Origin of the sequence: Acinetobacter sp. NIOH-H-8, assembly GCF_046635365.1 — a bacterium.
GTDB lineage: Bacteria > Pseudomonadota > Gammaproteobacteria > Pseudomonadales > Moraxellaceae > Acinetobacter.
The window spans coordinates 1-391 of sequence record NZ_JBHDVN010000345.1 but is presented as its reverse complement, the minus strand read 5'-3'; the positions used below and the strand labels follow the sequence as shown (position 1 = coordinate 391).

The following is a 391-nucleotide window of genomic DNA, read 5'->3' as shown; positions in this document are numbered from 1 at the left end:
CTCGAAGTGCGCAGCCACATCGCCTCGACCTCGCGCGCCGCCGTCGATTTCGTGCAGCGCCTCTACCGCGGCGACGAACTGCTGTTCGACGGCGCGGTCCGTGTGGTGTCGATCGACGTGGCGAGGAACCGCCCGGTATCGCTGCCCGCGGCGCTGCGCGAGCGGCTGCTTCCTTCCATCCAGCCTTCCGTGTCCACTCTCACATGAATCTTTCCGAAGACCTCTCGATCATTTCGCTCGTGATGCACGCCAGTCTGCTGGTCAAGCTGGTGATGGCGCTGCTGGTCGGCATTTCCTTCATGAGCTGGTACTGGATCTTCCGCAAGTCCTTCGCCATCCGCGCGGCGCGGCTCAGTTCGGACAAGTTCGAGCTGGAGTTCTGGTCCGGTGG

At 63.7% G+C, this 391-nt stretch carries 1 protein-coding gene and 1 pseudogene; both read left to right on the top strand.

The window, feature by feature from the left end:
• On the top strand, positions 1-207 hold a 207-nt coding region (locus ACEWB7_RS18575; protein ID WP_411581171.1), incomplete at its 5' end, for an acyl-CoA thioesterase.
• Positions 204-391, top strand: a pseudogene (locus tag ACEWB7_RS18570) (protein TolQ); the annotation flags it as partial. The gene ACEWB7_RS18575 and the pseudogene ACEWB7_RS18570, both read left to right, overlap by 4 nt.